This is a genomic window from Planktothrix mougeotii LEGE 06226, from assembly GCF_015207485.1.
Taxonomy (GTDB): domain Bacteria; phylum Cyanobacteriota; class Cyanobacteriia; order Cyanobacteriales; family Microcoleaceae; genus Planktothrix.
In genome coordinates this window covers 1-25,001 of the sequence record NZ_JADEWU010000031.1, presented here as the reverse complement: position 1 = coordinate 25,001, position 25,001 = coordinate 1, and the positions used below count along the sequence as shown (strand labels likewise).

Below are 25,001 nucleotides of genomic sequence, written 5' to 3'. Positions count from 1 at the left end.
AGTTATCAGTAACAATATCTAATAAAGCCCTGAAGGGCTTACTACTTAATTAAGGAAAATAATGTTCAAAAATGCTTTTGCTTTATTACAAAAAATGGGAAAGTCTTTAATGCTTCCCGTTTCGGTCTTACCCATTGCTGGCTTATTATTGGGATTGGGGAGTGCTCGTTTAATTGAATTGCAAAACTTGGCATCGGGAACGATTACCTCCCCTAAATTTTGGTGGTTACCGGATTGGTTAGCTACCATCATGAAGAATTCCGGGGATGCAATTTTTGGAAATTTACCGATTATTTTTGCGATTTCCGTTGCGATTGGATTTGCTGAAAATGATGGGGTTTCTGCCTTAGCTGCAACGGTGGGATTTGTGGTTTTTGTGGCTTCATTGGGGGCAGCTTCTACCACTTTATTTGGCATGAATCCCGATGATTTAGTCAAAGTTATGGGGATTTCTTCGTTAGATACGGGGGTATTTGGTGGTTTAATTATGGGCTGTGTTGCAGCTTATTTATTTAACCGTTTTTTCCGAATTCAACTCCCCCAATATTTAGGATTTTTTGCCGGAAAACGATTTGTTCCCATTATTACTTCCTTTGCTGCGATCGCAATGGGAATCTTAATGAGTGTGATCTGGCCTCCCATTGGAGAGGCGATTTCTACGGCTGCTAATGCAGCTGCATCCGGTGGAAATGTGAGTATTACCGCAGCAATTTATGGGGTTGTAGAACGGTTATTATTACCCTTTGGATTACATCATATTTGGAATGTTCCCTTCTTCTTCCAAATTGGTTCCTTTACTGATCCAATTACAAACAGAGTCGTTACTGGAGATATTAATCGTTTCTTTGCAGGTGACCCAACGGCGGGAATTTTAGGGGGTGCTTATTGGTTTAAAATGTTCGGTTTACCTGCGGCTGCTATTGCCATTTGGCGGGCGGCAAAACCGAAAAATCGGGTGGTAACGGGAGGGATTATGATCTCTGCTGCTTTTACCTCTTTTTTAACCGGAATTACCGAACCGATTGAATTTTCATTTATGTTTGTCGCCCCTGCTTTATATGCGGTTCATGCGTTAATGGCAGGGTTGTGTGATTGGTTATTTATTACCCTCGGTGGACGGATGGGGTTTACCTTTTCCCAGGGATTTATTGACTTTTTTCTTTTCAATAGTTTAGGAACAAAAGCTTGGTTAATTCCCGCTTTAGGGCCGTTTTTTGCAGCTTTATATTTCTGTGTGTTTTACTTTGGAATCCGACAGTTTAATTTACCTACTCCTGGCCGAGAAGATGATGTAGAAATAGTAGAAAATATTGCCCCAGGAACAGGAGTCGGGAGTCTGGCGATGGAATTAGTTCGAGCCTTTGGTGGACGCAGTAATATTGCCACCTTAGATGCTTGTATTACTCGGTTACGCATCACGGTTAAGGATATGAAAAAGGTCAATAAAGACCGACTGAAAGCGTTAGGCGCATCGGGAGTTTTAGAAGTTGGAAATAATGCCCAAGCTATCTTTGGCCCCCGTTCAGAAAACTTAAAAACCGATATGATTGAATATCTCAAAACGGCTGGCCCAGAAGCAGATATGGTGGAAAGTTTACCCTCGGAAACAGCTTCTGTTGATTCCATGCCAAATGAGGAAATTTCACCTACAATTACCCTAGATGCAGAGGCTAAAAATCGGATTCAAAATATCATTATTGCGTTAGGAGGAAAACAGAATATTCAAACCGTTGATGCAGTTGCGTTAACTCGATTACGAGTTCAAGTGATTGATAATACCCTAATTGATGAAGCGGCATTAACAGCGGCAGGTGTGGAGGGTATTTTACGTTTACCAGATGGGATTTTGCATCTATTAGTTGGTTTAAGTGCCCAACAATATGCAGCCCAAATCAGTAATCAGTAATCAGTTAATAGGGAATTACGAATTACGAATTACGAATTACGAATTACGAATTACGAATTAGTGATCACTGATCACTGTTTACTAATATAAACGGAATCCAATAATTAGGGGTAATTCATGAATTGCCCCTACTCCTAATCTTTAAATCGGTGTAAAATCAAGGTTAAGATTCAGTTGATTGGCTTGTACTCCCGGTAAAAATGCAATTAATTCTTGTTGACCGGATTTGTTAACATAAATACCCGCGCCTGTTCCATAACCCGATAATGTTAAATCATTAAATGTAATTACATCCCCAGTTTTATAAGCAAAGTAATCTTCACCGACCGTAAAATCAGAAATCAACGCAAAATCTGTTAAACCTCCCGTTGAGTAATAAGTGGTAGAATTAGAACCTCCTAAATAAAACGCATCAAATCCAACTCCACCTACTAAGGTATCAATTTCACCCGACCCCGGATTAGCAGCATTAACATCAACACCCGCTACATAATCATCCCCAACATCACCCGAAACATAATCATTTCCCCCTCCACCTGCCAGCAAATCCTGGTCTTTCCCTCCAAACAGAGAGTCATTATTAACTCCCCCAACTAAGTAGTCTGAACCTAAATTCCCAAAGAGTTGATTAGTGCCTGATTCTTCAATCAGAATATCGTTTTCTTTTCCGCCAAAAAGTAAATCATTTCCGAGGTTGCCATAAATAAGATCGTTTCCTTGATTTCCATTAATCGTATCATCACCCGCAAGACCTTGTAGAGTATCATCTCCTTCTAAACCATAGATTTCATCGTTCTCCACCAGTCCAGCGAGATTATCAGCTAATGCAGTTCCTAAAATTAAAGTCATTTTTTTATCAGTAATTAGTTATCAATTATCAATTATCAGTTATCAGTGTAGAGACGTGCCTGGGCGAAGTTGGTTGATGCCGTAAGGCTATTGCCGTAGGCTTTTGGCGCGTCTGTATCAGTAATCAGTCATTAGTTATAAAGCAGTTGTTGTTTGTTGTCAACTACTGGAAATCTTTATTTTGCTTCATTCACCGGATTTCTTTGATTGACTGATTACTGATTTTTGAGTGGTAGCGATCGCAACAACACCCACCACCGGAATTTTAGCGTGTTGGAATTGATCAATCGCTGCTTTTATGGTTGCACCTGTGGTATAAATATCATCTAAAATTAAGACTGAACCGGGGGGACGGCGACGACGAAAATCTTGACCTAAATTAAAGACACTTTGCATTTTTTTGAACCGTTGTTCAGGGGATAATTCATGCAATGCTTCTGTATCTTTAATTCGTTCTAAACCGTGAGCCGCTAGAGATAAACCCGTAATTTCACAAAAACTTTTCGCTAAAAGTTCTGCTTGATTAAATCCCCGTTTTTTTAATTTAGTCGCGTGTAAAGGAATGGGGACAACTGTAACAGACGACATTTCCCTAGGAGTCGATAACCAAGTTTCTGCTAATCCATAGCCTAAAGGTTTAGCTAATTCTGTATGATGATTATACTTCAAAGCTGCGATCGCTCGTTTGAGAACGTCTTTATATTGTCCCCAGACACAAAGCGGTATTTCTGTAGCAAATTTAGTCCCTTGGGGAAATCGACAGCGAAGTAACTGTCGTTGACAATAATCACAAAGTTCTGTATTAGCAGGTCGGTTACACAATGGACAATTGGGTTTGAGAAATAAGTTTAAAAGTGCTTTCATCATTCTTCTAGAAGGTTTCGGGTTTCGGGTTTCGGGTTTCGGGTTTCAGGTTTCAGCTTGAAGAGTTGTTTTTGTTAAGCCTGACACCTGACACCTGACATCTATAATAATGAGTGAACTTAGCTTAAGGCGTGGATAATTTTTATTGGCTTGACGAAATTCAACCTTCTGATCGGGAAGTTGTCGGGGAGCAAGCATTCTATTTAAGCCATTTACTCCGTCAAGGTCATCCCATATTACCGGGTTTCGTTGTGACGGCTCAATTATTCTGGGAATTTATACAAACGATTGACTGGTTAGAACCCTTGTTTGTAGATTTACCCCAATCATCCCTTTATTTTGATGTCAATCAACCGCGTCAATTACAAGCGATCGCTCAACACCTTTGTCAACAACTCATCGATACCCCTTTACCCGAACCTTGGGTTCAGCAAATTCAAGCTTATATTAACCAATTAAATACACCTGCATTGATATTTTATCCCAGCCTGAGTATTCCCCATCAATCCCCCATATCAGGACTATTAGAATCGGTCATTGGTTGGGGAGATGCTGAAGCCGCCTTATTAGGACTTAAACAAGCATACTGTGAATTTTTTCGGGCTAGAAGTTTATTATATTGGCAACGATGTAATGTGCGATTACAAGATTTACAACCTACGGTATTAGTTCAACCGCTTCAGTCTGCGATCGCGTCTGGATTGGTTCAGATTCAGCCTGATGCTTGGGAAATTCAGTCAACTTGGGGTTTAGAATTTTCGCTGCGATGGGGAGAGAACCATCCTGATCTTTATAGAATTAAACCCCAAACCGCAAGGATTGAATATCAACATTTAGGCTCTAAAACAATTGTCTATGATTTAAAATCTTCTCCGCAGCAACCGACCCAATATCCTATTCCTCAAAAGCAATTTGGAACACGAACTACTCAACTTCCGATTTACGCCACCTTAGTTCCTGAACAACAACAGGAATTTTCCCTGACCCCTCAACAACTCCAACAGTTAATTGAAAGAACTCAACAGGTTATCAACGATTTACCTGTGATCACCCAATTCCATTGGGGTTTATTTCAATCGTCCCAGAACCCAGAACCTGAATTATATCTCGCTGGGGTTGGATCTCCTGAAATCTGTCTTTTATCTCATCCGTTGAATTCTGAGTCTACCCCTGAACGTCAACCGCCTTTTCAAGGACTGGCGGTGGCTTCTGGACAATGTAGGGGCACTGCTTACATCCTGACTACCCCAGACTCTATTCCCTCCCAGTTACCCGATAATACGGTGTTAGTGGTTCCTGCGATTACTTGGGATTATTTACCGTTATTAAAGCAATGTGTGGGAATTGTGGCTGAACAAGGGGGAATGACCAGTCATGGTGCAATTGTGGCGAGAGAACTGGGAATCCCTGCGGTCTGTGGTATTGTGAATGCAACAGTACAAATTAAAACAGGTGAGTCCGTGTTTGTAGATGGCAAGCGCGGAGAAGTTTATTTTATGGAACAAAATCATTCGGTGAATGAAGGGTTATCAGAACAAAATCTTCAGCAACAACGCTTCTTTGAAACCCACTTCATACCGAACGCAACCCCGTTGATGGTCAATATTAGTCAATCGAGTTCTATACAGCATCTTCCTGCTTTACCGATTGATGGAGTCGGTTTACTCCGTTCAGAATTAATGGCGATTGAAGTGTTAGAATTTCCTCAACATCCCCCTGTTTCTGAGGAAAACCGAAGCAAATCCTATAATTTTAGTCGCTGGATTGAACCGGAACAACAGCTTGAATTTGTTCAAAGAATGGTAGAACCTTTGCATCAATTGGCAATTATTCTATCTTCTCGACCGCTCTATTATCGAGCGTTAGACTTAAGAGAAAAAGGGAATTTCCCCATTTCTAATTTCCCATCCCCCGAACGTCTGGCGTTATTTGATTTAGAACTTCAAACTTTATTACAATTATATGAATCCGGTTATCAAAACATTTATCTAATTTTACCGTTTATTCGTTGCGTTGAAGAGTTTTTAATCTATCGTTATCGCATTGAAAGTTCAGGATTAAGTCATTATCCTCAGTTTCAAGTTTGGATTATGGCAGAAGTGCCATCGCTGTTATTTTCATTACCCGATTATGTCAAAGCAGGAGTGCAAGGTATTTCTATTGGAACAAATGATCTCACCCAATTATTATTCGGAATTGATCGCAATCAAATGCACAGTTCTCCTGACAATCAGATTGAATATGAACGCCATCCTGCGTTAAAAAAAGCGATAAAACAGTTCATTAAAAAAGCGAGAAAAGCCGAAATTCCTTGTTCAATTTGTGGCGATGCACCCGCCTTATATCCTGAATTAATTGAAGATTTAGTGCGTTGGGGAATTACATCAATTTCTGTTAATTTAGATGTCGTTGAATCCACCCATACCGCGATTACCAAATCCGAAAAACGCATCCTGCTTAAAGCTGCACGTCAACAAATTTAGAGCCGGGAACAGGGGAAAAAGAGGAGACAATTCTAATTCCAAAACCCCTTTAATGCTGACTGTTCCCTGTTCCCTGTTCCCAGTTAAGCTGTTCCCTCTTAATATTGAGTCCGTTGAAAGGCTTCTTCGGGTGAAATATTACCGTAAATCACAGATAAAATTCCCGGTAAATAATCATCCATTGTGGTGATGCTGGTATAGATTAAATGTTTAATAAATGCCGGAGTGAGAGCGGCATCTTCCGCATCTAAACTGGTTTTATAGCGAACTTCACCATCGTGGAAATTCATTTCAAAGTTTCCAACTACTGTGCCATAATTAAGCATCGTAATAAACGCCGCCATATTATAACGTTTATAATCAGGAACCTTCACCGGACAAATAGAATAAACGGCAATTTGTCGTTCTGCTTCCCGAACAACTGTATAACAATCAAATCGTCCATTTTTACCTTCCACTCCCAATGCTAAAACCCGCCGATGTTCAATTTCTCTATAAACCCAACCATCTAGGTTCATAAAATCAATGAGAACATCAAATACAGGCCGATCACTGGGGTATTCTTGAGACATTAATTCAGGGTTTTGTTCTGACACAGTAAACATCCTTAATTTTCCTATTTTTACAAAATTCTATGAATACTAACTTCAACAATTACGCTCTATTGTTCGGTTTTCTTGCGTTGGCATATTATACGCAATTTTATTATCTTTGGCAGTTTGGTAAGCAATATTAGTTAATTCATAATAAATCGGGGAATAAAGAGAGTAAAGTTGACCATAATAAAATCGATTTCGATATCGATAATAATCTTGAACTTTTTTTCTAATGACTAAGGGTAAATGAGGATTCTTTTCAAAGGTTTGATCCCGGCGTTCAATCACCCATTTAATTTCCTGTAAATCAACTCCCTGAGTGATTAACTGAAAACACTGTTCAATGACTTGACGAATTTTTTCCCGTTCTTTAGCCTGAAATTCTAAGCCTTCTTGCTCTGGATTTCCAGCTAATAATTCTAACCGATAAGCTCCTTGTGGGTTAGCGTGGGGATACCAGCCCAATTTTAAGCGATCGCCCGTTTGATTAATAATCCAGTCTGTTCCATTAAACTTAAGGGGTTGAATCATCAGCAAGTTTTCATTATAAAACTGCTCATTGACAATACGGCCATCTTGAATGAATGGATCTTCATCCCCAAAAGTATTATGAGTGATTGCCCAACCACTGGGAATATTCAGACGCACAAGTTTTGAATACATAAATTAGGATTGACTGGATCAAGACTCAAGGTAAACCATGAGAACCAATGCTGTCAGCAGCAGTTGATGTTGCTTTCAGCTTACTTCTGGTGGAATTATAATGCAACTTCTGATCTATATCATGTTTTTTCATGAATTGCAGGCTAAAAATCAATGTCCCTTTTCCGGATCGAAGGTTGACAGGCGGATCAGTGGAAGTATGATTGCGTTGAAGTCAGTTTATGTTTAAATCTCGTATTTTAATCTTAACGACCCTAGTAACGACTCTTAGCTTAGGGTTAGCTTCCTCAAGTCTAGCTGAATGGTTTTATGGCTATCCTGACAGGTTTTCTGACTATCCTGCGTCCCCTTCTGACTCTAAGGTAGAAGCAACGGTTGATCCCCGTCAATTGATCACGGTGAGACTGCGGAATAAAACTGACCAAACCCTCGTTTATGCCTTAGCCAATGATAATTCTCAACGGTTAGCACCGGGTAAAACGGGAGAATTTTTAGTTCGGGTGGGACGTCATCCCGGAGAAACGAGCACAATTTTAATTAACACACCCGAATATACTTACCCATTAATTTATACTCTCCGCGTTATTCCCAAAAATATATTAATGGTTGAAATTACCCCCACCAGTGCGGATAATCCTCACCAAGAACGTACCATTTATATTGATGAACAGGGAAGAGTTTACTCATTTTAATTACAGCAGGGAACACCGAACACCGAACAGGGAATACAGAATAGAAGCTTTCTTACCCATTACCCATTACCCATTCCCTATTCGTAATTCGTAATTCGTAATTCGTAATTCGTAAATAGAAGCTTTCTTACCCATTACCCATTACCCATTCCCTATTCGTAATTCGTAATTCGTAATTCGTAATTCGTAATTCCCTGTTCCCTTTAACAATTAATTTCACACGCCCCAATACTCACCCAACTACTTGAACCATCTTTCCAATGTTCTTTTTTCCAAATAGGTGCGGTATGTTTTAAAGTATCAATGGCATATTGACAAGCTTCAAAGGCTTCTCGACGGTGCGGACAACCCACCGCAATTAAAACACTAATTTCACCAATTCTTAAACGTCCAACCCGATGATGAATAACAACACGAGTCACATCTAACCATTGTTGGCGGATGTCCGCAGCAATTTTTTCAAATACTTTTAAAGCCATCGGTTGATAAGCTTGATATTCTAAAGATTCTACAGGTTGACCTTGGGTTTGATTTCTCACCATTCCACTCATGACCACAATTGCGCCATTCCTGGGGTCATCGGCTAAAGCATAAATTTCCTCTAATAAAAGAGGTGCAATTGTAATCGAGAAACTATCGTGAAACGGAGAAGGAGTCAGTGTTAAATCCTTCTCCAAATCCTTAGAAACAATCACAACTTTTAGCTCCTAAATTAATGGATGAATTAGCTTAGAGTTTCAATCAGAAACCTAGTTTCTACATCCATTTTATTTTAATCCATTTCTTCCGATGATTTCTGATTTAGGGTTGACTGCTATCGGTTGACTGAGGTTGTTCAACGGGTTTTTGATCAGCTAGTTTTAATAATTCAGGAACAGTGACAAAGGTATACCCCTGCTCTTTCAGTTTTTTGATAATAGTAGGTAAAGCTTGTACCGTTGCTGAACGATCTCCGCCCCCATCGTGCATTAAAATAATTCCACCGGATTTAGCTTGTTTTAAAACATTATTAATAATGCCTTCCGATGAAGATTTCCAATCCTGTGAATCCACTGACCACATAATATTAACGTGATTTTGCTTCAACACATAATCTACTAATCCGTTATCTAAAACCCCCCCTGGCGGTCGGAAAATCGGACTTTCAATTCCAGTTAACTCCTCAATTAATTTAGCCGTACTCTCAATTTCCTCAGCAGCAGCAGCCGGACTATATTTGTGATAACGATGGCTCCAAGTATGGTTCGCTACAACATGACCCTCGTTAACGACTACCTTCGCAATATCTTTCTGATTTTTTAAAGCCAAACCCACCCAAAAAAATGTAGCTTTAATATTATTTTCTTCTAAAATATCTAAAATTTGGCGAGTGCTTTTCGGCCAGGGGCCATCATCAAATGTGAATGCAATTACTTTTTGTTCGCCCGGAATTGTTACTTCTTTAATGGTTTTGCCTTGAAATTGTTCGGGAATACTATAACTAAAGCGTTGGGTTTGCAATTGTTCTAAGGTTTTTTGGACATTATCAACTCGTTGAGTGATTACTTTCTGAAGCTTTAATTCCGACGGTGATAAAGGTTGAGAAGGAATTTCTGCGGAAGATTTTTGAGGTTTTTCAGTAATATTAGGAATAATCTTCTGGGGTTGTGGAAAACGAGCAGAAAGGCTTTGTTTTGTAGCTCGCTCTACACGCAGATTAACGGGTAACATCACACCCATCGCAAAACTAGCCATGGCTGCTACAAGAGCAAATAAGGCAACTTTTTGTTGTCGTAAGAGAGGACTGTACTGAACCACGAGATTACTCCTTCACACCGAAAATAAATTTTAGAATTGAGCGTGATCGAACCGCATCTAAAAAGCCAACTGATTCACCCTTGAGATCAGAGATGCACATTTTTAATAAAAAGTCAAGCCTCTGATTACAAACGTAATCTTATGAATTTTGAGGGTTGAACAATAATACCTCTAAAATCCTAGTGCATAAGGACGCTAAGAAGAAGAAACTTTTAAGAAAAGTTAGGTTTTGTTGATAATGGTTTCACGGTATAAACTCACTGCTCGTTGAATCACATCGTCAATGGTTAAATTGTCCGTTTGAATTTCAACCGCATCAAGGGCTTTTCGCAGAGGTGAAATGGCCCGATTACTATCAAGGTGATCCCGTTGGGCAATATCTTGTTCCAGTTGTTCTTGAGTGATGTCTGTTTGGCCCTTAGCGTGCAGTTCTAATAATCGCCGTTTGGCCCGTTCTTGCACGGATGCGGTTAAGAAAATTTTCAATTCAGCATCGGGAAATACCGTTGTTCCAATATCCCGACCTTCTGCTACAATTCCGCCTTGACGACCAAACGCTTGTTGCTGTTTGACCAACCCTTGGCGAACGGCCCATTGAGAAGCGATCGCAGACACATTCGCCGTGACCTCCAAGGATCGAATTGCCTCCGTCACATCCTGGCCATTAATCACCGTTCGCGGTTGTTCCCTATCGGGGATTAATTCAATGTGGCATTGACTTACGATTTCAGCGATCGCAGGTTCATTATCAATCTTAATTCCCGACTGAAGCACCAACCAAGTCACCGCCCGATACATGGCCCCCGTATCCAAATACAACAACCCTAACGCCTCGGCAATTTTACGAGTCACCGTCGATTTCCCGGCTCCGGCTGGCCCATCAATGGCAATAATCGGTTGACGATGACGCAAAATCAAATTATCAATTAACCGAGTTGTCCCCACACGAGCCGCAACGGCCAATAACCCCATTGTTTCAACGGTTGTCAACGGAATTAACGTCTCAGGTTCGACTAACTCAATATATTCAACCTGTACCCCAGGTTCAGTTTCTAATTCAGTTTGTACAATTTGTTTAATATCCGTAGCCGTTTTACAACCCTCTTGAAAGTGTTCTTGACCTCGACACAAAGCTCGATATAAAACCGTTGCTTGCTGTTTTTGGTTATCTGTTAAATATTGATTGCGAGAACTATAAGCCAGTCCCGAAGGTTCGCGAATAATCGGACAAGGAATAATCTCAATCGGCCAGTTTAAATCCTGAACCAAACGTTGAATAATGGCAATTTGTTGAGCGTCTTTTTGGCCAAAATAAGCCCTATCCGGTTGCACCAAATTCAATAATTTAGCCACAACCGTCGCCACCCCTTGAAAATGTCCGGGTCGAGATTTTCCACACAACCCCGACATCATCGATGCAGGAGGAATCACCATTGTCTGCATTGAGGAGGGATACATTTCCTCCACTTTAGGAGCAAAAACTACATCAACCCCCGCCTGTTCACATTGTTGCAAATCCGCCTCTAAAACACGGGGATATTTTTGGAAATCCTCTTGGGGGCCAAACTGTATAGGATTGACAAAAATACTCACCACCACCAGCGAATTTTCTGATCTCGCCCGTTGAATTAAACTCAGATGCCCTAAATGTAACCCTCCCATGGTGGGAACCAAACCCACTAACTGGTCAGGGTTTTGGGTTCGGTAGCCCCGAAGATAACACCGCAGAGCCGCAACGCTAGTCAACAGACGAATCATAAATCAGTTATCAGTTATCAGTTATCAATTGTAGGGGCGGGGTTCTCCCGCCCGTATCAGTTATTAATTATCGGTCAACCGTCAACAGTTAACAGCCAACTCCGACACTGATAACTGATCACTGATAACTGATCACTGATTCGGAGTCAAGACATCAATTTGCACAGGGGCAACGCCACTGCTAATCATGCCAATGGCTTGAGCCGCAGCTTTCGATAAATCAATCACCCGACCTCCGGCATAGGGGCCACGATCATTAATGCGGACAACAACAGATTGACCATTATCTTGATTGGTGACTCGTACCATTGTCCCAAAGGGTAAAGAAGGATGGGCAGCCGTTAATTCGTATTGATCAAAGGTTTCTCCATTCGCCGTTTGTCCGCCATCAAAACCAGGGCCATACCAAGATGCCCAACCCTCAATTCGCCGGAAGAAAAACCCAGTGGCGACTTCTGGAACCGATGGCTTGGGTAAACCTTCAATTGCATTTAAAGGGGGAGCATTACCAATTTGCCGTCGAATGCGATTAGTCGCTTGTAAAGCATCCGTTGCTTTGTCATTGGTCGTATCCGGCAGAATCGTTTGTGAGTCAATGGAAACCAGTTCTTTGCCAGCTACTTCAATCACATAATGCTGGCGCTGTTCGTCCCATCGAACTTGAATCGTCGTCGCATCAAAGTTATTGCGAATGAGTTGATTAATTTCGGCTGCAACGGCAGTAGCACGGGAAACTGGGTCGGTGGTGCTAGTAGATTGCGTTGCAGGGGTTTTAGGATTAGGGAGATCAGCTTGGCCAAAATACGAGCCCACTTTTATCGGTTGAAGCGTTGGGGCTGTTCTAGCTTTGGGATCAAAATTGGCATTCTGGATAAAGGTCAGGACTGGAATATTCCTAATGTAAAGGGTTGCCGCTTGTTCTTGATTCAATTCATGAGCTTTGATTTTGGCAACCGTGTCGGGTAAAAACGCGGTAGTGGTTGGTTGGGATTGATATTCTCCAACTTTCATCACGTCGGCAGGTTCAGGTTGGGTCGTAGATAGGTTGATCTCTTCAGAGGGGGTTTTTAATAATGGGATTGAGGGTACAAAATCGGGAGGATTTAAACGTTCTCCTTCATTGACTGAAGGCTTAGGGTTAAACGCTGAGGTGGATTCAGCGTGGCTGGAGGAGCTTATGCTTAAAATCGGCAGAAGAAGAACTGCTGTAAGACCGCTCCAAAGTTGATGCTTCATCAATCTTCCCCCTAGTCGAGTTCCGCGCTTATCTTTACTCCGATTAGCGGTGAGAGCAAAAAGGGATCGAGGTCTATATTGCATATCATTTGTTTCCATAAAATGAAACCGTTGCGCCTCAAGAGAGGTTATTCTCCTTGACATACCTGAATCGCACTCTTTCTGGTAGAAGCTACCGATATTGTTCTGGTTAGACCCGCCTCGGTAGGGCGTTTAATTGGGTTTGGGGATTTCTCCCCCTCCTATTTCTAGGGTAAAGTTAGCTTTGCCAATGTTATCAAGGCTTTTTCGGCTTAGTACACTGCCTCCCAAATAGCTGTTTAATACTAAGCGACAGAGCAGGGGACTAGCTTCGCATCCGCCCGGTGTCGTGACCTAAATAACGGAGTCAGTTAAGACTTAGGCGGGTCAACTAGGGCTATCTTTCAAGCCCCCAATGAACTTTTACTCAAGTCAGTGGTGGGTTGTTGACAAGTCTATTCTCAAAACTGCTGGTTATCGAGTTGAAGCTTTACACTGGTTGAAATCTCCTCAATTCAGAGCATTGAGATCAGCATTGGGTTGTTAGACAATCAAAGGCTGAAGATTTCAATACTGGGTTTAAAACCCGAATTTAAGGTGATTCAATTCGTCAACTCACACTCGTTCCGCATTCACCTTTGTTTGAGGAACTGCAACAGACTAACATGAACTTGCGAATTTGGGGATCACTCCCTCATGGGGGTTTGCCGGGTTTTTTCACAAACTAAACTGTTCAGTTTTAAGGTAAAACCCCTATCTATCAAAGGGTGTAGAGATTCTTACTTAATGAAAATTTTCAAAATAGACTTTTGATTGAATTTTCTTATAGGTTTGACAACTGACCCCAAAATCGAGAAGACAGAAGCGGAAATAATAGAGCCGAAAATTGCTTAATTGACACTCCCCCGTCACAGCTACGCTGTGACGGGGGATTCTTGTTTCACAGAAGAATGCTTTTCAGTGCAAGCACTAATGAGTCTTACATCTTCTCCACAAGCTTGAATTTCTGTGTGTCCCACAGTATTTGTTGCTAGTATTCTTATACCTTCTTCCCTAATGTTTTTTGCTGCGTTTTCATCCCTATCTTGGTGAGTTTGACAGTTCGGACAAACCCATTCTCGAACACTTAAGTTTAATGAATTATTCTTGAATTGGCAGCAATGACAAAGCTTTGTGCTAGGGAAAAACCTGTCAACTTCAATTAACTTTCCTCCTTCTCTTTCTAGTTTGTAGTTCAGGAAGTTGATTAACATTCCAAAGCCAGCGTCTAATACAGATTTGGCTAACTTTGTACGTGCTAATCCTTTGACACAAAGGTCTTCCACTACAAGTACAGACGCGCCATGGCGCGTCTCTACGTTCTCGTCAACTAACTTTCGAGAGAGTTTATGGAGGAAGTCAACTCTTGTATTCGCTATCTTTTCATGAACTTTAGCGACTCTTTTAACTTGTTTTTTGCGATTGTTAGACCCTTTGGTTTTCCGGGACAATGCTTGTTGTCTTCTTCTTAATCGCTTGGCATATTTTCTAGTGGGTTTAATCGGGTCAACCTTGGTATAGGTTTCACCATCAAACACCGTTACCAAACTTGTTAAACCCAAGTCAATTCCTGAAATTTTCCCAGTTTTGTTAGCGTTTGAATCGTCAGTTTCAAACAAAATAGCAGCAAAATATTTATCTGTACTGGTCTTAAACACGGTAACAGATTTTATTTTGCTGCTAATTGTTTTTGGAATTCTGGCTTTAACAATCCCTAGTTTGGGAAGTTTTAAACCATTTCCTCGGATTGAACAACTTTCGGGATAACGAATGGATTGCTTTTTGTGTTTACTCTTGAATTTTGGAAATCTAGCTCTTTTTTGGAAGAAGTTTTTAAACGCCGATTCCAAATTCTTGAGTGATTGTTGTAATGCAGAAGCAGTTGCTTCTTTCAGGAACAGGTAATCCGGTTGTTTCTTAAGTTGAGTTAAATCTTTTGCCATATCGAAATAACTTAACCCTTTTCCGGTTTCCTTGTGCTGAGTGTTAGTTTTCTCTAGGTAGTAATTCCAAACAAATCTGCAACAGCCAAAGCTTTTTGCTAAAGCGGTTTGCTGTTCCTTGTTTGGATATAACCTTACTTTGAGAACGTCTAACATTTCTGTTCACATATCAACTTGTTTGGTATTATAACGTTTAGTGTTAGAGAGTGTCAACTATGTACCACAAAGGTTTTAGATCGGTTTACAGGCTTAACGCTCATGTTGTACTGGTCGTCAAATACCGAAGGAAAGCAATTAGTAGAGAAATCTTAACAAGGTTACATGAAATATTTGTTGATACCCTTAAAAAATGGGATTGTACATTACTGGAGTTTAACGGAGAATCTGATCATGTTTACTTACTGATCGACTACAAACCCGATCAACCCCTATCAACATTGATTGGTAATCTTAAAACTGTTAGCAGTAGACTAATTCGCAAGGAATTTCCTGGGTTAGCATCTAAATATTTTTATAACAAACCTTATTTCTGGACAGGTTCTTACTTTGTTGCAAGCTGTGGTGGAGTCACGGTTGAACAACTGAAAAAATATGTTGAGCAACAAGCAACCCCAGAAAATTAAATCGTATTCGTTACCACTCATGTTTTTATTTTGTCGTGATTCATCTCTCCGCCAAGCTGACGCGCTCGGCGGGAGTCCTCTCACGACGTTAAGATAGGTTGTAGAAAGACAAGGATCGAACAAGATGGATTATCGGGAAGCTGGTGTAGATATTCAAGCAGGTCGAGATTTTGTTGATGGCATTCGTAACCTCGTCCAAAAAACCTATCGACCGGAAGTATTAGGGGGATTAGGAGGGTTTGGAGGTTGTTTTGCCCTCCCTTCGGGGTATAACGAACCCATCCTCGTTTCTGGAACTGATGGGGTGGGAACTAAATTAAAACTAGCTACAAGCCTCAACCGTCATGATACCGTTGGTATTGATTTAGTGGCGATGTGCGTTAACGATGTCCTGACTTGTGGGGCCGAACCCTTATTTTTTCTGGACTATTTAGCGACCGGAAAGCTTGATGGTGACCAATTAACCCAAGTCGTCGCCGGAATTTCTCAAGGATGTCAACAAGCCGGATGCAGCCTGCTAGGGGGAGAAACGGCCGAAATGCCCGGATTTTACCAACCGGGGGAATATGATATGGCGGGTTTTTGTGTGGGAATTGTGGAAAAAAGCCGAATGTTAAACGGTTCTCAAGTCCAAATCGGCGATATCGCCATTGGATTAGCGAGTAGTGGCGTTCACAGTAATGGCTTTAGTTTAGTGCGAAAAGTGGTCAGTGATGGCGGATGGAATTGGAATGACTGTCCTGAAGCCTTGGGAGGTCAATCCATTGGAGATGTGTGTTTAACGCCGACACAAATTTACGTTAAACCAATTCTACAAGCTCGGAGTAATGGTGTAGAAATTCATGGCATGGCCCATATTACCGGAGGCGGTTTACCGGAAAACTTACCACGCTGTTTGGGAGAAGGACAGGCCGTTCAGATTCATCCCAATAGTTGGCCCGTGCTACCGATTTTTAATTGGTTAGCTGAAGCGGGACAAGTGAACCTAGCAGCAATGTTTGATACCTTTAATATGGGTCTGGGTTTTGTGGTTTTGGTTCCTCCTCAACAAGCGGAAACCACACGAGAATGGTTTGAAACTCAAGGAATTCTAGCCTATACCATTGGGGAAGTTGTATCAGGAACTGGGGGTTTAATCGGATTACCCCTCAATTGATTGATCTCCCAATCCTAGGATAAGCTATAGTGCTACCCATTGCTGTAGAGACGCGCCATGGCGCGTCTCTACAGGGGACGGATGCGTAGCAAACATCTAAAGATTTCATATTACTATTGCCTATTGCCCATTCGTAATTCGTAATTCCCAGTTCCCTATTTCCTATTAATTACCCATCATGTCAGTTGCATGGCAAATTGCCAAAACCTACGAAGATATTCTCTATCACAAAGCCGACGGCATCGCTAAAATTACGATTAACCGTCCTGAAAAACGTAATGCCTTCCGGCCCAAAACTGTTTTTGAACTCTATGATGCCTTTTGTGATGCCCGTGAAGACATCAATATTGGTGTAGTATTATTCACCGGAGCGGGGCCACATACCGATGGCAAATATGCCTTTTGTTCCGGCGGGGATCAAAGCGTGCGGGGAGATGCAGGATATATTGATGATATTGGAATTCCGCGATTAAACGTTTTAGATTTACAACGCCTCATCCGAACAATGCCCAAAGTTGTGATTGCAATGGTGGCAGGATATGCCATTGGTGGCGGTCATGTTTTACATTTAATTTGTGATTTAACCCTAGCAGCAGATAATGCAATTTTTGGTCAAACAGGGCCGAAAGTGGGGAGTTTTGATGGGGGATTTGGAGCGAGTTATTTAGCCCGAATTGTCGGTCAAAAAAAAGCACGAGAAATTTGGTATTTGTGTCGTCAATATGATGCTCAACAAGCCCTAGATATGGGGTTAGTTAATTGTGTCGTTCCCGTAGAACAATTAGAAGCCGAAGGCATTCAATGGGCTCAGGAAATTTTGCAGAAAAGTCCCATTGCTATTCGGTGCTTAAAATCTGCCTTTAATGCCGATTGTGATGGTCAGGCGGGTTTACAGGAATTAGCAGGAAATGCCACCTTACTGTATTACATGACGGAGGAAGGAACCGAAGGCAAACAAGCCTTCTTGGAGAAACGGCCACCCAATTTCCGCCAATATCCTTGGCTTCCCTAGGGAAAAGATAATCTATGGGGGGACGAAAAACCCTTCGCCCCCAAAATTTCTGGACTAAGCTAACAAGGACTCTGCCTCTTCTGGCTCATGAACTCGATGGGACTCTAAGGGAATTACGTCGCGTAACCGAGGTGTTTCTGGTTGTAACTGAATCAAGGTTTCTAAGGTTTCCCAGGATGGAGCAAAGGCGGGGAGCGCTAGCTGACAAGACTTCCACCCGCCTTTAACTGAAACTTGAAGCAACTGACAGTGCCCCCCACGATGACCTTCGGGTGTGTAACGTTGGCAATGCCGACAGACTGAAATCAAGTTTGCAGACTCCATTTGTAATTCCCCAAGAAGATTATCTATTTATAATTGTCGGGGATCAGCAAATCCGGGTTTTTTATCTGCAAACTTAGATTCTGTCTGCGTTTGAGTTTGATTTTTAGGGCGTTTAAACTTAATACTTATTTTATGTTTTGTTTAAAATTAGACACACAATCAATTCAAAATATTAAGAATTGTAAATTTTATATAGCGTGCCTAAAACAGGATAAAATGAATGGGGATCAAGGTAAAATTCGGAGGAAGGGCTTAATAACTCCGTATAAATCCCGTTAAAACCCAATTGTAAACTACCTAAAGATAGAGTTTCATAGAGAAACTTAGGCTTCAGTTCCAGGGCCTTCTAAAGTTTGCATTGCACAAAGACAACAAACTGACCAGCGAGTCAATTCCCCTGGAGGCGTTGGACAGTGACACTGTGGACAAAGCGGGAAATGTTGCGATCGCTGTTGAATACTATTGGCCCAACGTTGAAAAGCGGTTAACGGCGTAGTAGAACCATGAGGATGAGAATGAATGAAAGGTTCGGTGGGGGTTGGAGGCCAATTAACCCGACTGGGATGATCCTGCCAAAGTTGAGAGAATTCATCTGAGCTTGAACCCGGAGAACGGTGTTGCTCCCCATGAGATTGATATCGCCATTGCGCCGTAGAAAACCGGATATCCTCAACGGGAAATAAGAGTTTTTGATTTAATCGATACAGCAGTTGAATTCGTTTTAAAGTCAACTCTTGAGACCAAGTGGCACTAGAGGTGGCAACATTCAACACCCCTCGATGCCAACTCACCGCACGGCTATGAAGACGAGCAACGGTTCCGACAATTTCCGGCCAATAGGCACAAAGTTCTTGAAATTGTTGTTGTTCTGGGGTGAGAATTTGAGATTGAAGCAGACTTAAGACTTGATGGAGGGATTGCATCTGTGAACTACCCACGCTTCTCTACGAGTAAGTGTGGGCTTCCAACTTCAACGGAGATAGCACCTGAAGAAACAAAAGTTTGATCAGACGACTTACATCCCCTCAGTGTGGCAGTAGAGCTAGTTCCTAACTCCAAAACTTGTACTGAGCATAGTCGAAGTATCCGCAAGGCTTCATTTTTGATATTAATTGAAGCGTTAATGTCTCGGTCATGGATTGTTTGACAATGTTCACAAGGCCAACTTCTAACATCAAGAGGTAAACTACCTACTTGATTTAGGCAGACATTACAAGTTTTAGAAGAAGGGAAAAATCTATCAATTTCGATATAGGTTTTCCCTTCTTTTTCGGCTTTATACTTCAACATTGTGCAGAACATTCCCCATCCACAATCACTAATCGCCTTAGCTAATTTAGGGTGTCTAACCATATTTTTAACCCCCAGATCTTCTACAGCAAGTACAGACGTGCCATGGCACGTCTCTACGTTTTCGTTGTACAGACGCGCCATGGCACGTCTCTACTTGCGGGATAGTTTGTGTAGAAAATCTTCTCGACAACGAGCGATTTTAGCGTGGACTTTAGCTACTTTTAATTTAGCTTTTTGTCTACTGTTACTTCCCTTTTGCTTGCGGGATAATTTTTGTTGTTTCCGTTTTAAGTTGCGTTCATGTTTAACAAAGTGTTTAGGATTACTGTACTTGTCCCCATCGCTGGTAATCGCAAAATGGGTTAAACCCAAATCAATCCCAATTGCTTTTCCATCGGTTGACGAGTTAGGTACTTCTTTCCCATCATCAACTAACACCGATGCGTAGTATTTCCCATCAGGATTCCTTGAGATAGTAACGGTTTTGATTGTCCCTTCAAAGTCTCGGTGACGACGACAATAAATTAATCCCACCTTACCTGGTAATTTTAGGTAATCCCCTTCAAGCTTAACGTTTTGGGGATAACTGATTGATTGTCTACCGTGTTTGGATTTGAATTGAGGTAATCTAGCGCGTTTCTCAAAGAAGTTCTTGTAAGCGCTAGATAAATTGAGAGCGACAACTTGTAAGCATTGAGAATAGGCATCTGTCAGCCAAGGATATTCCTTTTTTATTTGAGGTAACAATCCTTGAATGGCTTTTCTGGACAATCCTTTTCCCGTGGCTTTATAGGTTTCTTGACACAAGTTTAGGGCATAATTCCAATACCAACGGCAACAACCAAAGCTTTTAGCTAAGGCTATTTGCTGTTCAGTGTTGGGATAGATTCTATACTTGTACGCCTGAAACATTGTTGCTTTCAACTCTTTGATATAATCTAACATATCATTGTTAATTTTGTCGGGATTTACCGAACAAAATTAACTTGGGGGAGTCCATGTAACCCACGCTGATTTTGTGGTTATTTTTTTGTAGTCGTGAAATTCAGCGTGGGACTTATCGCTCCCCCAAACCCCCTCGAAAGTTAAAAATGAGTCAAGGAGCCCGGATGAAATCCCCTCAATCTCCACAACCAGAATTAAAGTCTGAACTCAAAGCAGTTTTAGGCTGTCTGGATGTACAACTAGAGCCAGAATTAACCCGTTATCGGCGTCATCGGCGACGCACGAAACAGACAACACCCGACTCAACAGGACAAACCAACCCCCAATTTCAACAAACTCCTGATGCGGTAGCAGTCGCTGTCAATGAAGGGGCTGCATCTCAAGGAAAACTGTTTGAACCCCAAGCTCAACCGTCGGGCTGGGAAACGGTGGTTCCCTCCCAACCTGCACCCTTAGTCGTTTCTAACTCAGCGACAACAACAAGCGACCCGAAAACCAATGGTAAAGATCCGGCTGTTAGTTTTAACTTAAAGTCATCGGCTCCGGTAGCAGCACCCTCGGATGGATATTTAGAATCAACGGAAGCCCTGATCAAAAGTATAGAAGAACGGCGTTCTCAGTCACCAGAAAAACGGAGTTTGATGGCGAGTTTATTAACTCCGATGGGAATAGCCTCAATGTTCCTCTTTTTGTTATCTTGTACCGCCTTAAGTTATGTCCTGTCTTCCCCCTCCAGTCGGACTAGCTTAGGGTTAAATCGGTTTTTCCCAACCCCAACCCCAACGGCTAACCCCAGTCCGGCTCCTCCCACAACTGCCTCAACGGAAACCTCACTCCCACCTACAGATTCCCTGTCTCCCAACTTAGCGGCGAAGGAATTTGTTAACTTGGATTTAGATACCTTGAGCCATATCAATCCTAACGCGAATGTTCTGCCGACGCCTGCCGTGGCTCCCCCTGTGCCACCCAGTCCAGCCACAACCTTACCCGCACCCTCAAACAACCTGACCTCTCCCACTGACCCCGGTTTAAATAATCTCACTCAGGAATTATTACCCAAAAAGCCCACCACTTCTACAGTTCCTACCCCCACAACAACCGCCCCAGCCCCAGTTACAGGACAAGGAAGGAGTGCTGCAACGGTGCAACCGGGGGGGGGTACAGCCCCAAAAGTTGCAACTGCACCTACCCCACCTAAGCCAATGGAACCGATAAAATCCCAGGATGGTTATTATTATGTTGTCTTGGATTACGTCGATGAACGTTCCTTTGAGCAGGCTAAAGAAGTCATTCCTGATGCTTATATTGCTGAGTTCAAAACCGGGAAAAAAATCCAAGTGGCGGCTTTAAGCGAGGCGGCTTCAGCTAAACGCCTGCGGGATGAGTTAAAAGTTCAAGGGATTAATGCTTATTATGATATTCCGAAGCCGTAATCAGTTAACTCCTCTGGCATCATGAACTAGCGTTAAACTGTAGACAGAAGTGATCACAGAACCGTACACCCTCAAAGGAAGAACAGCGTCATGGGATTATTTGATCGGATTGGCCGTCTTGTTAGAGCTAATTTGAATGATTTGGTCAGTAAAGCCGAAGATCCAGAAAAAATTCTGGAACAGGCGATCATTGATATGCAGGAAGACCTGGTGCAGTTACGTCAGGCTGTTGCTCAGGCGATCGCAACTCAAAAGCGTAGTGAACAACAATATAATCAAGCCCAGTCCCAAGCCAACCAATGGCAATCTCGCGCCGAATTAGCTTTGCGAAAAGGGGATGAAAACTTAGCCAGAGAAGCTTTACAGCGCAAAAAAGGCTACATGGAAACGGCGAATACGATTAAATTGACTTTGGATCAGCAACTGGGCCAAGTGGATGCCCTCAAGCGCAATTTAATTCAGTTGGAGAGCAAAATCTCTGAAGCCAAGACCAAGAAGAATATGCTCAAAGCTCGGGCGCAAGCCGCCAAAGCCAACGAACAATTACAAGGTTTATTGGGGAATATTAATCCCAGTAGCGCAACAGCAGCTTTTGAACGCATGGAAGAAAAAGTATTGCAGTTAGAATCACGTTCTCAAGCGATGGGAGAATTGGCGGGCTCAGATTTTGAAAGTAAATTTGCAGCGTTGGAAGCCGGAAGCGATGTTGATGACGAATTAATGGCTCTGAAAGCCCAAATTTCCGGTGCTCCGGCTACCCAGGCTTTACCTGCGGGACAAACAACGGCGAAAAATCCAACACCAGTGGATGATGAGTTAGAGGCGTTGAAAAAGGAATTGGATAAGATGTAAGCTGGAATTACTATCTATTAAAGCGTTTGGGCTTTTTATCAGGGGTCAAGGGTAACAAGCTGTTACAGCAACCATTGACTCCCAAAGTTCGATGGAAAGCCCTTGTCTGGAAATGTTGAAAAAACTCCGATGGGTTTAGCCATCTATTAGAATTTCGCTGTATAGTATTAACGAGTTTGATTTGGTAGTTTTACTTATATAGCAGGGAACAGGGAACAGCTTAACTGGGAACAGACAAGAAAAGAGTTCTCTATTTAGGTTTTAGCATCAGTCTATGTCCTAACTACCTTGGCGACTGCTATATTAATCCTAAAATCAGAGAAGCAGAAGCGACAGATCAACTGAATAACTCTATTTAATTTTTTATTCCAACCTATCCCTTAACGATGGCTAAAGTGCGTTTACTGATTCTCAGTTCATTTGCGGCTGGATTTGGGCTTTGCTCAATTGTTTTTTCCATCTTTACGATGATGTCGGAATTCAATTTTTCCACCGTATTTAGATTTATTTTAACCGTAGGTTTTTTTGCGATTAATTTTTTATTCGCCTTACATTATTATGGATTGCTTTTGAAAGAGTTTAAACTCATCAGTAAAATGAAAGCTCAACTCAAACGCTTAAATTATGATTTTTAATGGATAGGAGGGAATAGGGAATAGGGAATTACGAATTACGAATTACGAATTACGAATTACAAATGATGAATGGGGAATAGGGAATAGGGAATAGGGAATAGGGAATTACGAATTACGAATTACGAATTACAAATGATGAATGGGGAATAGGGAATAGGGAATAGGGAATGAGATTCTTGTAGAGACGCGCCATGGCACGTCTCTACTGTAATGCTGTTATAATTCAGAGTCAACACTATCCTAAAATTGAAAATAGGTTAAAGTTAAAACTAAAGTGAGTTGATTTTGAGGAATTTGATTATGTTAGATGCGTTTAATTCCCTATTCGGTCGTCATCCTGAACGAAATCAAGCCAACGTTGAAATCTATACTTGGCAAACTTGTCCCTTTTGTATGCGAGCTAAACTCTTGTTATGGTGGAAAGGAGTTAATTTCACAGAATATAAAATAGATGGGGATGAGAGTGCACGATCTCAAATGGCTGAACGTGCCAATGGACGACGCACAGTTCCCCAAATTTTTATTAATAATCAATATATTGGCGGGTGTAATGAGCTCTATCAATTAGATGGAGAAGGAAAATTAGAACCGTTATTAGCTGAACCTGCTTAATATTTAGGGTAAAAATTACAATAACCGTATTCAAAGCCCACGTCTTTCAAGCGTGGGATGTAGAATACCCGCCTTTAGGCGGAGTGAAGATTGATTAAAGACATACACTTTTAAGTTTTATGTTATCATAATTCCCCTGAAAAAAATAACTCGGACGATTAAATTAAAATTCGTGAATTTAAACCGTTGTAAAGCTCTTATGTTTGAGCAAATGACGGAAGAAAACACACGGATTGCCAATCAGTTGTTGTCATTGCCGATCAAAGAACGTCGCAAAATGACAACAGCTAAAATCATGTCCGAGTTAAAGTCTGCCTTGGTTAATCAAGTTATCCGACATACCACATCCCCAACGGGTCGAAAAACCAAGCAATACAAAGTTCTTCCTGTAGAAGTTAATAACCAAAACTGGAAGTTAACCCAGAAAGGAAATACTTATTCCATAGCATTTCCAACTCTAAAGGGAGAAAAAAGAATCCCCATTGAAGTTGCGTCATCTCATTGGCAACCTATCTTAGATGGACTGCTAGAGGGGACAATTCAAGGGGGATCTTTTAAGTTAATTAAACATCGAAATAAATGGTATGTCTATCTGTCAATAACAGAGGAAGTTCCAGAAGTTAAGACAGAGAAGAGATTAGGATGTGACCGAGGACAGAACAATCTAGCGGTAGTCGCACCAAAAACAGGTTTCGGTAAATTCTTTAAAGGTCATAGTGTTAAACATAGAAGACGCTATTTTCAACAAAGAAGACAGCAACTTCAAGAAGCTAAAAAGTTTCGAGCTTTAAAGAAATGGAACAAGAAAGAACGACGATGGATGGATGCAATTAACCATACTGTTAGTCGTCGAATTGTTCGTTTTGCCGAATATCATAATGCCGATGTTGTGATTGAAGATTTAGAGGGATGTCGGAACACAATGAAACAGAGCAAGAAATCTCGTTCTGATTCGGGTGAATCTCGACATAATTGGTCTTATTATTCTTTGGAGCAAAAACTAAGTTATAAGTTAGCTCTTAAAGGATTGAAATTAATTAAAAGACCCGCTCCATATACCTCTAAATCTTGTTCAACTTGTGGTGTTATTGGCAAAAGAAATCGACAGGATTTTAATTGCCCGAATGGTCACTATCACAATGCTGATTTGAATGCAGCACGAAAGTGCGATTCGTTCAGTCGAAACCTAGAAATAGGGGGATGGCTGGCATTTGTTGAGTAACCCTGAAGGGTTGAGTAAGCACTTAAATCCTCAACAAAAGACAACTT

The 25,001-nt window shown here is 41.5% G+C and carries 22 protein-coding genes and 1 pseudogene; 11 read left to right on the top strand and 12 right to left on the bottom strand.

Annotated features, from left to right (window positions below; translation table 11 throughout):
- Positions 1-61 precede the first annotated feature (61 nt).
- Positions 62-1,906, top strand: a complete 1,845-nt coding sequence (gene ptsG, locus IQ236_RS14350; RefSeq protein ID WP_193869888.1) for a glucose-specific PTS transporter subunit IIBC — start codon at positions 62-64, stop codon at positions 1,904-1,906.
- Between the two features lie 141 nt (positions 1,907-2,047).
- Here ptsG and IQ236_RS14345 read toward each other — a convergent pair whose 3' ends face one another.
- Together IQ236_RS14345 and IQ236_RS14340 are read right to left on the bottom strand one after the other, a co-directional pair.
- Complete coding sequence (locus IQ236_RS14345; RefSeq protein WP_193869887.1) at positions 2,048-2,755, bottom strand: calcium-binding protein; 708 nt, start codon at positions 2,753-2,755, stop codon at positions 2,048-2,050.
- A gap of 186 nt (positions 2,756-2,941) precedes the next feature.
- Positions 2,942-3,622, bottom strand: a complete 681-nt coding sequence (locus tag IQ236_RS14340; protein WP_193869886.1) for a ComF family protein — start codon at positions 3,620-3,622, stop codon at positions 2,942-2,944.
- A 128-nt stretch (positions 3,623-3,750) separates the two neighbouring features.
- Here IQ236_RS14340 and IQ236_RS28210 point away from each other — a divergent pair, with 128 nt between their 5' ends.
- Positions 3,751-6,102 carry a putative PEP-binding protein gene (locus tag IQ236_RS28210; RefSeq protein ID WP_193869885.1) on the top strand — a complete coding sequence of 784 codons (2,352 nt, stop codon included), beginning with the start codon at positions 3,751-3,753 and terminating at the stop codon, positions 6,100-6,102.
- A gap of 98 nt (positions 6,103-6,200) precedes the next feature.
- Here the strand turns inward: IQ236_RS28210 and IQ236_RS14330 are convergent, their stop codons facing one another.
- On the bottom strand, positions 6,201-6,707 hold the full coding sequence (locus tag IQ236_RS14330) for a YbjN domain-containing protein (protein WP_193869884.1): 507 nt from the start codon (positions 6,705-6,707) through the stop codon (positions 6,201-6,203).
- A gap of 42 nt (positions 6,708-6,749) precedes the next feature.
- On the bottom strand, positions 6,750-7,361 hold the full coding sequence (locus IQ236_RS14325; RefSeq protein WP_193869883.1) for a hypothetical protein: 612 nt from the start codon (positions 7,359-7,361) through the stop codon (positions 6,750-6,752).
- Positions 7,362-7,582: 221 nt separating this feature from the next.
- Here IQ236_RS14325 and IQ236_RS14320 point away from each other — a divergent pair, with 221 nt between their 5' ends.
- A complete protein-coding gene (locus IQ236_RS14320; RefSeq protein ID WP_193869882.1) occupies positions 7,583-8,053 on the top strand; it encodes a hypothetical protein in 471 nt (156 codons plus the stop codon).
- A 203-nt stretch (positions 8,054-8,256) separates the two neighbouring features.
- Here the strand turns inward: IQ236_RS14320 and IQ236_RS14315 are convergent, their stop codons facing one another.
- From IQ236_RS14315 to IQ236_RS14295, 5 genes are all read right to left on the bottom strand, one after another.
- Positions 8,257-8,712 (bottom strand): molybdenum cofactor biosynthesis protein MoaE, encoded by a 456-nt coding sequence (locus IQ236_RS14315; protein WP_193869907.1) that lies wholly within the window; start codon positions 8,710-8,712, stop codon positions 8,257-8,259.
- Positions 8,713-8,854: 142 nt separating this feature from the next.
- The gene (locus tag IQ236_RS14310) at positions 8,855-9,850 is read right to left on the bottom strand and encodes a polysaccharide deacetylase family protein (RefSeq protein ID WP_193869881.1); all 996 of its coding nucleotides are present in this window, start codon (positions 9,848-9,850) and stop codon (positions 8,855-8,857) included.
- Positions 9,851-10,072: 222 nt separating this feature from the next.
- Positions 10,073-11,605, bottom strand: coding sequence for a bifunctional pantoate--beta-alanine ligase/(d)CMP kinase (locus IQ236_RS14305; RefSeq protein WP_193869906.1), 1,533 nt, complete (start codon positions 11,603-11,605; stop codon positions 10,073-10,075).
- A gap of 135 nt (positions 11,606-11,740) precedes the next feature.
- The gene (locus tag IQ236_RS14300) at positions 11,741-12,928 is read right to left on the bottom strand and encodes a septal ring lytic transglycosylase RlpA family protein (protein WP_228041642.1); all 1,188 of its coding nucleotides are present in this window, start codon (positions 12,926-12,928) and stop codon (positions 11,741-11,743) included.
- A gap of 851 nt (positions 12,929-13,779) precedes the next feature.
- Positions 13,780-15,003, bottom strand: a complete 1,224-nt coding sequence (locus tag IQ236_RS14295) for an RNA-guided endonuclease InsQ/TnpB family protein (protein WP_193869880.1) — start codon at positions 15,001-15,003, stop codon at positions 13,780-13,782.
- Between the two features lie 59 nt (positions 15,004-15,062).
- Here IQ236_RS14295 and tnpA point away from each other — a divergent pair, with 59 nt between their 5' ends.
- From tnpA to menB, 3 genes are all read left to right on the top strand, one after another.
- Positions 15,063-15,470, top strand: coding sequence for an IS200/IS605 family transposase (tnpA, locus tag IQ236_RS14290; protein WP_193869879.1), 408 nt, complete (start codon positions 15,063-15,065; stop codon positions 15,468-15,470).
- 124 nt (positions 15,471-15,594) lie between these two features.
- Positions 15,595-16,626, top strand: a complete 1,032-nt coding sequence (purM, locus tag IQ236_RS14285) for a phosphoribosylformylglycinamidine cyclo-ligase (protein WP_193869878.1) — start codon at positions 15,595-15,597, stop codon at positions 16,624-16,626.
- 178 nt (positions 16,627-16,804) lie between these two features.
- Entirely contained in the window at positions 16,805-17,638 is an 834-nt protein-coding gene (menB, locus tag IQ236_RS14280; RefSeq protein WP_193869877.1) for a 1,4-dihydroxy-2-naphthoyl-CoA synthase, read from the top strand.
- A gap of 54 nt (positions 17,639-17,692) precedes the next feature.
- Here the strand turns inward: menB and IQ236_RS14275 are convergent, their stop codons facing one another.
- The 3 genes and pseudogenes from IQ236_RS14275 to IQ236_RS14265 form a co-directional block, all read right to left on the bottom strand.
- A complete protein-coding gene (locus tag IQ236_RS14275; protein ID WP_193869876.1) occupies positions 17,693-17,962 on the bottom strand; it encodes a hypothetical protein in 270 nt (89 codons plus the stop codon).
- A 323-nt stretch (positions 17,963-18,285) separates the two neighbouring features.
- Positions 18,286-18,885: a DciA family protein gene (locus IQ236_RS14270; RefSeq protein WP_193869875.1), complete on the bottom strand. Its 600-nt coding sequence runs from the start codon at positions 18,883-18,885 to the stop codon at positions 18,286-18,288.
- A gap of 7 nt (positions 18,886-18,892) precedes the next feature.
- Positions 18,893-20,167: pseudogene (locus tag IQ236_RS14265) on the bottom strand (RNA-guided endonuclease InsQ/TnpB family protein).
- A gap of 197 nt (positions 20,168-20,364) precedes the next feature.
- Between IQ236_RS14265 and IQ236_RS14260 the strand changes: the two are divergent.
- From IQ236_RS14260 to IQ236_RS14240, 5 genes are all read left to right on the top strand, one after another.
- Complete coding sequence (locus IQ236_RS14260) at positions 20,365-21,633, top strand: SPOR domain-containing protein (protein ID WP_228041641.1); 1,269 nt, start codon at positions 20,365-20,367, stop codon at positions 21,631-21,633.
- A 90-nt stretch (positions 21,634-21,723) separates the two neighbouring features.
- Positions 21,724-22,485 (top strand): PspA/IM30 family protein, encoded by a 762-nt coding sequence (locus tag IQ236_RS14255; protein ID WP_193869873.1) that lies wholly within the window; start codon positions 21,724-21,726, stop codon positions 22,483-22,485.
- Between the two features lie 386 nt (positions 22,486-22,871).
- A complete protein-coding gene (locus IQ236_RS14250; protein WP_190525149.1) occupies positions 22,872-23,120 on the top strand; it encodes a hypothetical protein in 249 nt (82 codons plus the stop codon).
- 300 nt (positions 23,121-23,420) lie between these two features.
- Positions 23,421-23,732 (top strand): glutaredoxin 3, encoded by a 312-nt coding sequence (gene grxC / locus IQ236_RS14245; protein ID WP_193869872.1) that lies wholly within the window; start codon positions 23,421-23,423, stop codon positions 23,730-23,732.
- A 211-nt stretch (positions 23,733-23,943) separates the two neighbouring features.
- On the top strand, positions 23,944-24,954 hold the full coding sequence (locus IQ236_RS14240; protein ID WP_228041640.1) for a transposase: 1,011 nt from the start codon (positions 23,944-23,946) through the stop codon (positions 24,952-24,954).
- Positions 24,955-25,001 lie beyond the last annotated feature (47 nt).

What these genes read in the sequence shown, in the direction of transcription:
- IQ236_RS14270 (WP_193869875.1), bottom strand. Translation starts at nt 18,885, where the DNA reads ATGCAATCCCTCCATCAAGTCTTAAGTCTGCTTCAATCTCAAATTCTC.
- purM (WP_193869878.1), top strand. Translation starts at nt 15,595, where the DNA reads ATGGATTATCGGGAAGCTGGTGTAGATATTCAAGCAGGTCGAGATTTT.
- IQ236_RS14330 (WP_193869884.1), bottom strand. Translation starts at nt 6,707, where the DNA reads ATGTTTACTGTGTCAGAACAAAACCCTGAATTAATGTCTCAAGAATAC.
- IQ236_RS14275 (WP_193869876.1), bottom strand. Translation starts at nt 17,962, where the DNA reads ATGGAGTCTGCAAACTTGATTTCAGTCTGTCGGCATTGCCAACGTTAC.
- IQ236_RS14325 (WP_193869883.1), bottom strand. Translation starts at nt 7,361, where the DNA reads ATGTATTCAAAACTTGTGCGTCTGAATATTCCCAGTGGTTGGGCAATC.
- IQ236_RS14240 (WP_228041640.1), top strand. Translation starts at nt 23,944, where the DNA reads ATGACGGAAGAAAACACACGGATTGCCAATCAGTTGTTGTCATTGCCG.
- IQ236_RS14255 (WP_193869873.1), top strand. Translation starts at nt 21,724, where the DNA reads ATGGGATTATTTGATCGGATTGGCCGTCTTGTTAGAGCTAATTTGAAT.
- IQ236_RS14340 (WP_193869886.1), bottom strand. Translation starts at nt 3,622, where the DNA reads ATGATGAAAGCACTTTTAAACTTATTTCTCAAACCCAATTGTCCATTG.
- IQ236_RS14295 (WP_193869880.1), bottom strand. Translation starts at nt 15,003, where the DNA reads ATGTTAGACGTTCTCAAAGTAAGGTTATATCCAAACAAGGAACAGCAA.
- IQ236_RS14260 (WP_228041641.1), top strand. Translation starts at nt 20,365, where the DNA reads ATGAAATCCCCTCAATCTCCACAACCAGAATTAAAGTCTGAACTCAAA.
- IQ236_RS14345 (WP_193869887.1), bottom strand. Translation starts at nt 2,755, where the DNA reads ATGACTTTAATTTTAGGAACTGCATTAGCTGATAATCTCGCTGGACTG.
- tnpA (WP_193869879.1), top strand. Translation starts at nt 15,063, where the DNA reads ATGTACCACAAAGGTTTTAGATCGGTTTACAGGCTTAACGCTCATGTT.
- ptsG (WP_193869888.1), top strand. Translation starts at nt 62, where the DNA reads ATGTTCAAAAATGCTTTTGCTTTATTACAAAAAATGGGAAAGTCTTTA.
- grxC (WP_193869872.1), top strand. Translation starts at nt 23,421, where the DNA reads ATGTTAGATGCGTTTAATTCCCTATTCGGTCGTCATCCTGAACGAAAT.
- IQ236_RS14300 (WP_228041642.1), bottom strand. Translation starts at nt 12,928, where the DNA reads ATGCAATATAGACCTCGATCCCTTTTTGCTCTCACCGCTAATCGGAGT.
- IQ236_RS14320 (WP_193869882.1), top strand. Translation starts at nt 7,583, where the DNA reads ATGTTTAAATCTCGTATTTTAATCTTAACGACCCTAGTAACGACTCTT.
- IQ236_RS14250 (WP_190525149.1), top strand. Translation starts at nt 22,872, where the DNA reads ATGGCTAAAGTGCGTTTACTGATTCTCAGTTCATTTGCGGCTGGATTT.
- menB (WP_193869877.1), top strand. Translation starts at nt 16,805, where the DNA reads ATGTCAGTTGCATGGCAAATTGCCAAAACCTACGAAGATATTCTCTAT.